General features: G+C 39.4%; 9 protein-coding genes and 1 pseudogene. 3 read left to right on the top strand and 7 right to left on the bottom strand.

What is annotated here, in order from left to right; all coding sequences use genetic code 11:
- The first annotated feature begins 114 nt into the window (after positions 1 to 114).
- The 3 genes from BQ7314_RS14190 to BQ7314_RS14180 all read left to right on the top strand — a co-directional run bounded on the left by BQ7314_RS14190 (position 115) and on the right by BQ7314_RS14180 (position 3,575).
- On the top strand, positions 115 to 780 hold the full coding sequence (locus BQ7314_RS14190) for an acetyltransferase (RefSeq protein WP_174484347.1): 666 nt from the start codon (positions 115 to 117) through the stop codon (positions 778 to 780).
- Positions 777 to 1,145, top strand: a complete 369-nt coding sequence (locus BQ7314_RS14185; protein WP_342590415.1) for an EamA family transporter — start codon at positions 777 to 779, stop codon at positions 1,143 to 1,145. Before BQ7314_RS14190 ends, BQ7314_RS14185 begins: the two co-directional genes overlap by 4 nt.
- Positions 1,146 to 1,220: 75 nt before the next feature.
- Entirely contained in the window at positions 1,221 to 3,575 is a 2,355-nt protein-coding gene (locus BQ7314_RS14180; RefSeq protein ID WP_217423855.1) for a hypothetical protein, read from the top strand.
- Positions 3,576 to 3,762: 187 nt separating this feature from the next.
- Here BQ7314_RS14180 and BQ7314_RS14175 read toward each other — a convergent pair whose 3' ends face one another.
- From BQ7314_RS14175 to BQ7314_RS14145, 7 genes and pseudogenes are all read right to left on the bottom strand, one after another.
- Positions 3,763 to 4,044 (bottom strand): type II toxin-antitoxin system RelE/ParE family toxin, encoded by a 282-nt coding sequence (locus BQ7314_RS14175; protein WP_174484345.1) that lies wholly within the window; start codon positions 4,042 to 4,044, stop codon positions 3,763 to 3,765.
- Entirely contained in the window at positions 4,044 to 4,307 is a 264-nt protein-coding gene (locus BQ7314_RS14170; RefSeq protein ID WP_174484344.1) for a prevent-host-death protein, read from the bottom strand. Before BQ7314_RS14170 ends, BQ7314_RS14175 begins: the two co-directional genes overlap by 1 nt.
- Before the next feature lie 74 nt (positions 4,308 to 4,381).
- Positions 4,382 to 4,552: pseudogene (locus BQ7314_RS14165) on the bottom strand (IS701 family transposase); the annotation flags it as partial.
- 88 nt (positions 4,553 to 4,640) lie between these two features.
- Positions 4,641 to 5,795, bottom strand: a complete 1,155-nt coding sequence (locus BQ7314_RS14160) for a glycosyltransferase family 4 protein (RefSeq protein ID WP_174484342.1) — start codon at positions 5,793 to 5,795, stop codon at positions 4,641 to 4,643.
- Complete coding sequence (locus tag BQ7314_RS14155; protein ID WP_174484341.1) at positions 5,792 to 6,688, bottom strand: GDP-mannose 4,6-dehydratase; 897 nt, start codon at positions 6,686 to 6,688, stop codon at positions 5,792 to 5,794. The genes BQ7314_RS14160 and BQ7314_RS14155 overlap by 4 nt, the downstream gene beginning before the upstream one ends.
- Before the next feature lie 155 nt (positions 6,689 to 6,843).
- Positions 6,844 to 7,878: a GDP-mannose 4,6-dehydratase gene (gene gmd / locus BQ7314_RS14150; protein ID WP_425356653.1), complete on the bottom strand. Its 1,035-nt coding sequence runs from the start codon at positions 7,876 to 7,878 to the stop codon at positions 6,844 to 6,846.
- Between the two features lie 125 nt (positions 7,879 to 8,003).
- Positions 8,004 to 8,639 carry a transposase gene (locus BQ7314_RS14145; protein WP_280953896.1) on the bottom strand — a complete coding sequence of 212 codons (636 nt, stop codon included), beginning with the start codon at positions 8,637 to 8,639 and terminating at the stop codon, positions 8,004 to 8,006.
- Positions 8,640 to 8,695: the final 56 nt, after the last annotated feature.

Genomic DNA, 8,695 nt, shown 5'->3' with positions numbered 1-8,695 from the left:
AAACGAAATTTTGAAGGTTCTATGGCTCTTGCTTGTGCTTTTTTATGGTTACCTATGTGAAACGGCAACAGCCCCTAACCTCTCTCTTATTTTATTTACTTATTTGGACTTAATATGTCAGAAAAAATTGTTATTTATGGATTAAGCGCATTTTCTGAAATGATGTACCATAACTTTACTAAATACAGTGATTATACTGTCGTAGGATTTTGTGTAGATCAAGCATTCAAGACAGATGATACCTTTTGCAATCTTCCTGTTATTGCTTTTGAGCAAATAGAAAAAGAATACCCTGTTAATGAGTATAAAATGTTTGTTGCGATTGGCTTTAGTCGAATGCGTAATCGGGCACTACTTTTTAACAAAGCAAAAGCAAAAGGCTATTCGTTAGTCAATTTTATTAGTCCACAGGCTATTGTGCGTGATGACCTTGTTTTGGGGGAAAATAATGTGATTCAGTCCAGTGTTGATATCGACCTATTTGTCACCATTGGCAATAATAATGTTTTCTGGACTGGCTCTATTTTAGGGCATAATCTTGTTGTGGGTAGTCATAATTATGTTTCGGGTAACTGTGGTTTAGGTGGTAATTGTCTTATTGGGGATGCATGCTTTATCGGTAATGCCGCTGTCATGGTAAATAATATTACCATAGCGAATGAAAGTTATTTGGTCGCAGGCACTGTCATTGTTAGAGATACAGAGGCAGCATGTCAATATCATGGAAACCCCTCCAAGCGCATTGCATGTCATGCCGACACGGGTATTCAAATATCATGATTGGCTATTTTTATATTTTTGGCACGATTTTATTTACTGTTTACGGACAGCTTATTTTAAAATGGCGCATTAGCCATTATGGCCAACTCCCATCAGAAGCATGGGATAAAGTTTATTTTCTGGCCAAATTATTTCTTGACCCTTTTCTACTCTCTGGCTTTGCCTCTACGATTATAGCGGCCATCTTCTGGATTGCTGCGATGACTAAATTTGATATTAGTTATGCCTATCCTTTTATGAGTGCCGCTTTTGTCTTGGTATTGGTTTTATCTGCCTGGCTTTTTAAGGAACCTATCTCGCTGAATAAAATACTTGGCATGGTCTTTATTGTTATCGGAATTATTATCACCAGCCGCTCGGTTTAAGGCTGGTTTATCTTTTATGCTCCTTCTTTCTGCACAGGGAGAAGGGATATGCTGAATACGTCTTAAGGAATTCTTATGGTGCGTCATTTTGACTTGTACATAATGCATTTTATTAGCTTATTCTTACCTAAAAACTCAAATACTCCTGGGGTAGGCGCTATTATTGCACGCACTGTTAGTAGCCTATTGGTATTTTTTGTCTTTGCTTCTATAGGGTATCTTTCAACTTTTTCCTTATTAAAAGTTGAAATGAGCTCTCCTATCGAGAGCGATATACAGGTCTATTGGTCAGATGAATCTGCTGGTTTTTCAGAAGAAAAATCACAAAAACAAGCCGTTACAATTGGCAAAAGGTCGTACTGGTTTTGGGTGAATCATTTTAACAAATCAACGCACTTTAGAATTGATCCTGTCACAGCGCCTACACATTTACGCATAGATGCAATTAAACTTTATTCATTATTTTATTCTCCCATTGATTTTAATTTACTGAATGACCCCGTTAAGATTAACGATATTGTTGTAGCGGATAATAATGGGGCTAGCCAGCATGCTATTAATATAGAGAGTATTGCAGGTGACCCTCAAATTGAAATAAGGCCTATACAGCTTAATAATATTTGGTTTTTAATAGTCTTGGTGTTGGTCATTGCCTTAGTTTTATTTAAAGGTGCTTATATTAAAAAAGTGCTTGTTTTTATTATAGGCTTTATGGCTTTGTATGCTTTGTTAAACTCCAATACAACACGTCTTATTTTACAAACAGCTCAGCCTATGAGTGGCCAACTAAAAGTATTTTGGCGTGATGCTGACCAAGCAAACTCCTATACACGAGCACGGGTGATTAATATAAGCACAGATCAAGCAAAATATGTGCTACCTATTGGCAATGTCAGTAATATCGAAGTCCTTTATTTGCAGCCTAATAAAGAAAACTTACTGGGTCAATTTAAGGATATTAATATTCTCGAACCTGGATTTTCGGTAGGCGAGTTAAATGCAGAAACCATTATTGATAAAAAGAAAGATTTTTCCAGTTTAATACGGCCACTTATTGGTTTCTTCGTTGTTTATAGTGTACTTGCTTTGATTTTTATGAATATAGGTAATAAAAATCAAAGCTCTTATCTCTTATATGCACTAGCGTATTTTAGTTTTTTTATCGTTGCATTACTGATTGTTAGCCTTAGCTGGCAGGCGGACTATAATATTCATCCCGATGAAAACGCGCATATTGAAGCGGTTCATTACTATAGCCATTACTGGGACCCACCCGTGGTCGGTGATACGCGATCGCTTGAAACCTATCAAGAGCCTTGGGCGATTTCTCGCTTAGATGATTTAGGGATTAGCTATTTTTTTGCAGGTAAATTTGAAAATCTAGTACAACTTTTTTTTAGCAATACAACCTTTACCGCACGGGCTTTTAATGCCTTTTTGTTTATTTTATTATTTAGTTATAGTCGCCAAAAACGTTTGGTCTTATTTTTGCTACCCTTATTATGTACGCCACAAATCTGGTATTTATACAGCTATGCCAATCGAGATGCCTTTGCTTTATTTATTAGTCTGTTATTAGCCTGGCAGTTAGTTAATGTTAAAAGCTCATTAAATCACTTTTTACAGAGCTCAACTGTTTTTGGTGCTTGGCGTTATCTGCTTCTACCGGCTGGGCTATTAGGCCTTCTCAGCATTGAACAAACGAATTATTACTTATTTATTTTATTCGTTTTTGCCTTCTTGTTATGGCGTGCCATGTTTTTTGTGCCAGCAAAGAAAGTTTTTATTTATAAATGTTTGTTGCTTCTGTGCGCTGCTTTGTTGGTTTTTGTGGTTCGTTTTGGTTTAGACTTTACTATCAATGGGGAGGATAAATTGGGCCAGAGAATGGCTTATGCCGAGCAACATGCTGGCGAGCAATTTAAACCTTCGATCGCATCAACGCCTGAATCCTATCCGGGCTTGCGCTTAAAAGACAAAGGCATCAGCTTATCTGCGCTATTTGCTAAACCTTGGGACTGGCATAAAATGACCTTTAAAAGTTCCACAGGTTTTTATGGCTACTATGCCGAATATTCGCCCCGCTGGTATTACTTGTATGTGCTTATTGTGTACAGCGTATTACTTCTACTCGCTATGCACCATGCCATATTCGTAGCCGAGTGGCGTTATCAAATATTTTCAGTATTAACAGGGATCGCAGTTGCGGGAGGCGTATTGATGGGAATATTGTTTTCCTGGCTATATGACTTTCAGCCACAAGGACGTTATATTTTTCCTATTATCCCTATCATTTTAGTGTATTTTTGGGTGATTGCTCCTTTTTGGACGCAATTAGAGCGTGCAGTTGTACTCGCAAGCGTATTAATGCTAATGGTGTTATCGGTTTATTCTTTTAATGAAGTGGCGTTAAACTATTTATTCGCATAAAGTGAGGCAGTAGCCTCCTGTACAAGCTCTGCAGTAAAAAAAGCATGGATAGCCTAGGTGATATAATGTGCAGACTCGATGCTCAAAGAATAAACAAAGGTAATTTTAAAAGTTGCTCACTGGTTCTTAGGGTCTCCTTATCAGAGCCAATAAAACAATTTAATAGGGGGCAGTCCCCTATTTTTTATTATTCCCTTCTATACACATCATTATGGTCACCTATGTTAAGCAAGGTAATCACATGCTCGCTTATTTTTAGCGTCAGGGTAATCCGGTAACTGTATGTAATACTGATGGCACATACCCCCTTCAGTTTTCCTTCAAGACCATGTAACTTGAGTGATGGCTGGAACGGATCCTGCTCCAAAGCAAGCAGTGCAATAGCTGTTTTCTGTTTCAGTTCAGGATGTCGTTTCGCAAACCTTTTGGCAGCCTTGATGAAAGAAGGAGTCCACTCAAGCGTATACATCAATCAACTGAAAAAATTTCACGGATTAATTCTTCGGCTGTTCCCTGACGAGTCAGTCCTGCAGAGGCTTCGTCAAGAGATGCCTTGATTCGCAGTTCCCATGCTTCATTCACTTCGTCTATAAGATTCTGGTATCTATCCTCTGTCATCACGACGTATTGCGGACGGTTATTCTTAATGACATGAATTGGCCCAGATTCAATCTGACTATCTACGACAGAAATACCTCGACGTTTAATTTCAAGTGCAGATATTGTATTCACAGGCCTCACCTCCGGTACTATTATTAGTGCTTAATATAGCGCCTTTTTTAGAGGGAGGCAAGAACTGAGAAGGCTATGACTTTCCAAAGGTCTTTTGAGGTGAAATCTTGTTGAGAAAGAAACCGAGTTATTTGGTCATGACTAATCTCATTATTAACTAAGCCTGACAAGCCTATTGCTGTTGTATAGCTAAAGGATGTGATTAGGTAATCGGTGTATAAATCAAAAATATCAGGTATTTTCATATCCTAGTATTTTAATATAAATGTTATGGAGTGCGTAACATCAGTTAAGTCATACGCAAAAGTACAAAGGGTATCGTCCCCTTATACCCTAAATAAATACATTATCACCAGCAAGTTCTTGGTAGACAGCGATAGTTTCTTCTGCGCACTTTTGCCAACTAAATGTTGAAGCCTGCTCTAAACCTTTATTAATAGCAGGACCCCGCCAACTTTCATCCTCCAGCCCCGTGATGATTAATTCACTAAGCTTACTAACGTCATCAGGATCAAATAATAAAGCAGCCCCACCAGCAACCTCTGGCAACGATGAGGCATTAGAACAAATCACTGGCACACCGCTTGCCAAAGCCTCAAGCACGGGTAAGCCAAAACCCTCATAGTGCGATGGAAAAATAAACAAATGCGCGCCAGCAAACAAATAAGGTAGGTCGTCATCCGCCACATATCCAAGATAATGAACCCATCCAGCACTGGCTGCAGCCTTTATACGCGCATGCAGGCTCTCGCTCTTCCACCCATGATAACCAGCCAACACTAAGGGCCATCGACGACGAATAGCGTCAGGCAATATAGAATAAGCATCTAACAAAGTTTCAATATTCTTGCGCGGCTCGATGGTTCCTGTATACAGAACATAACCGCCATGCCTCAAGCCAAAACGATCCAAAGTAAGAGCCGTGCTTGTCGCTTTTCGTGGGTGAAACTCAGCAGAGCAAGCCAATGGAATAGCATGAATTTTATCTAACGGATATCCAAAGTAGTTCGCAAGCTCTTGCCTAGTGTACTCAGAATCTGTAATCAGTAACGAAGCCCGCTGCAAAGTAAGGCTAAGTTCGCGTTGCATAAAGCGCACTCGAGCAGGTGTATGATATTGCGCATGAGTGAATATTGACAGGTCGTGAAAAGTCGCAACACTATAACCATTAAAAATTGGCAAATAGAAATTTGGGCCATGAAAAATAGCATCTTCATGATCTTTTAATGAAATCTGATTTCTAATCCCACTAAGCATTTGATAGGTTTTAGTGACAAGGTCGCTTTTACGTAACTGGCTTTTTAGCCAATCAGTTTTTCTAGGGTTTATCTGTCGATGGGCTGGCAGCTCTGCCACAGCGCGGCCATTAGCAAGTAGTGTCAGATCAAGATCAGGCTGTGCTTGCAGTTGCTTGGCAAGCTCATACGTATAGCGAGCAATTCCAGTTAATGGAAACTTTACCGAATCGACAGAAAGGATAACTTTCACGCTTTCACCGATAACATCCAGCGTAACGTCTCTTCCAGTGAAGGCATATCCCATTCACCCACTAAAGATCGCAAACGTGCCGTATCTCCGCAAAGGGTTTTAACTTCATTTGCACGCACAAAGGCAGAGTTAATTCTCACCTCCATTTTGTGACCGCTAATTGTTTCTGCCATGGCAAGCACATCACGTAGAGAATGAGTTTTACCGGAGCATATATTAACAGTCAGCCCCAATGGCTTAACTTCAAGCAACTGTCGGTACAATTGTGCAACCACGCGCACATCACTAAAGTCACGCCATACATCCAAATTACCAAGCTCTATGTGAGGTGCTCGACGGCGGAAATGCGCCACAATTTTAGGCAACAAAAAATTCTCAGTTTGGCCAACGCCAGTGTAATTGAATGGCCGCACAATAAATATCGGTAATTTATCCATCCATAACTTAGCCATATACTCCATGGCAAGCTTGCTCACAGCATAATCATTGGCTGGGTTAGGTAACGTATTTTCAGCCAATATACCCTCAGTTGAATTACCATAGATGTTGGCACTGCTGGCAAGTAAAACGGCATCTAGGCCTTTTTCATGAAGCGTCAAAGCCTCTAACAAATTACGCGTGCCGATCAAATTAACTTGATAAAAATCATCAGCGGTACCATGCCCAATAAATGCAATGGCAGCCAAATGCACCACAACAGAAGGTTGCACCTCACGCACTACATTTGCCAAGCCCTGCTTATCCAGCAAATCTACTTGAAAATAGCGGGGTAAATTACTGGTGCCAGCTCCGGTGCCATAAACAGCATAACCAGCGTCAGAAAGTTCAGAGGCAAGGTATTGACCAGTAAAGCCATTCAGACCCGTAATTAGTGCTCTTTTTATATTGGTCATTAAAAATTACTCAGTGAGGGGAGGGGGGGCGTTTTTATCAGTTTTAGTAAGAATATGCATAATTGACCTGAAAATACTTATAATTGCTTAATACTTAAACTTATCTAGCAAGAGAAGCTATTATTCCTGTGGGAAGACCCTGCTAAAAGACAGGCTTAGAATGAACTCCCCGCCTTATTACGGCGAATATCAGCCTCAACCATCATCTGGCAAAGTTGTTCAAGCGTTGTTTTAGGTTCCCAGCCTAATTCGCGCCTCGCTTTTTCTGGGTTGCCGATTAACAACTCAACCTCAGCGGGGCGATAAAACTTCGGATTAACACCGACAACTTTTTTACCAGAAGCGACATCAATAGCAATTTCATTTTCTTCAGAACCTTGCCATTTAATCTCTATATCAACAGCCTTAAAAGACATCGTTACAAAATCACGTACGGTTTCGGTACGATTAGTCGCTAATACATAAGTATCTGCTTGTTCAGCCTGTAACATCAAATACATACCTTCTACATAATCCTTAGCAAAGCCCCAGTCACGCTTAGCATCTATATTGCCCAGTTCAAGCACATCTAGTTGACCAAGTTTAATTTTAGCAACGCTATCAGTAATTTTACGCGTAACAAATTCACGACCTCGTAAAGGTGACTCATGATTGAACAAAATGCCGCTACAAGCAAAAAGATCATAACTCTCACGATAATTTATCGTCATCCAATGAGCATAAAGTTTTGCAACACCATAAGGACTGCGTGGATAGAAGGGAGTAGTCTCTATCTGAGGAACTGCCTGAACCTTACCAAACATCTCTGATGTGCTCGCTTGATAAAAACGAATTTCAGGATTAACAATTCGAATAGCCTCAAGTAAATTCACCGGTCCAATGCCCGTAATTTCCGCCGTAGTAATGGGTTGATCAAATGAAACGCCAACAAAGCTCTGTGCTGCAAGATTATACACTTCAGTTGCTCCAGTAGTTTGCAACAAGCGAATACTGGCACTTAAATCAGTTAAATCATACTCAACTAATTCTAAATTAGGATGGTTCTGAATACCTAACTCCTCAATACGCCAGAAACTAACCGAACTTGTTCGGCGATAAGCACCGTAAACCGTATAACCTTTTTCTAATAATAGTTCTGCTAAATACGCACCATCTTGGCCTGTGATACCAGTAATAATTGCTTTTTTTATCATATAGTTTCTTCTTGAAATTTAAAAAATTATTGCTTTAATCGGCGCATCCCTAAAAGACTTGTGAAAGCTTTTATTAGCAAGTTTCAGTAGCTATTTACCTGTCACCGTTTAGATAATCATATTTATTTTAAGCCATCAATAGAGCAGCCAGCTTGATTTCTATACTTCTCACTTTTCCTATCTCCGCCATGCGCAGTAAGCTTTGTAGCTCTTGAAATCAGTTTATTTATTTCTAAATGAAATCCCTCAGAACCATAAACTTCACCCCGCATCGTTGCATCTGTTATTTCTTGCTCTTGCTGGGTGCTAATGAGAGTCTTGAATATTTTTTGGTAGTTTTTAGCACGTACCTCTGAATCTTCACCTAAATCTTGATAAAGTTTATGCTCTGTAATTAAACTATTTTCTTCACCTAGCCCATTATACCCATAACTAGACCAAGGATACTCAGCAATACTGCTAACTATACCCGCTCTAACAGGGTTCATCTCAATATAACGATAAAGGGTAAAAAGATAATTTTCACTATCGACTAAACATGATTTAAATCGACCTTCCCAGATAGTTCCTGTTCTATTGCGTGTAGCATTAAAATAACGGACATATCGGTTAGCCATCGTTTGCATAAACTTACTCAACTGCACCTTATCAAATGGACTAATAAGAAGGTGCAAATGATTAGTCATACCTGAATTCGTATAATAAGTGCATAACCTCTGAAAGTAACGGATAGCAATACACTGGTTGAATTGAGACAAGACATAGGTGTAAAGTAAACAGCTACCAAACAATTTACAGAGGCTACAAATGAGCT

Source organism: methanotrophic endosymbiont of Bathymodiolus puteoserpentis (Logatchev) (assembly GCF_900128525.1).
Lineage (GTDB): Bacteria > Pseudomonadota > Gammaproteobacteria > Methylococcales > Methylomonadaceae > Methyloprofundus.
This window is presented reverse-complemented; position numbering and strand designations above follow the sequence as displayed.

Bases quoted from the DNA above. Each gene is read 5' to 3' on its own strand.
- BQ7314_RS14155 (WP_174484341.1), bottom strand. From the start codon at position 6,688: ATGACCAATATAAAAAGAGCACTAATTACGGGTCTGAATGGCTTTACT.
- BQ7314_RS14175 (WP_174484345.1), bottom strand. From the start codon at position 4,044: ATGTATACGCTTGAGTGGACTCCTTCTTTCATCAAGGCTGCCAAAAGG.
- BQ7314_RS14180 (WP_217423855.1), top strand. From the start codon at position 1,221: ATGGTGCGTCATTTTGACTTGTACATAATGCATTTTATTAGCTTATTC.
- BQ7314_RS14185 (WP_342590415.1), top strand. From the start codon at position 777: ATGATTGGCTATTTTTATATTTTTGGCACGATTTTATTTACTGTTTAC.
- BQ7314_RS14190 (WP_174484347.1), top strand. From the start codon at position 115: ATGTCAGAAAAAATTGTTATTTATGGATTAAGCGCATTTTCTGAAATG.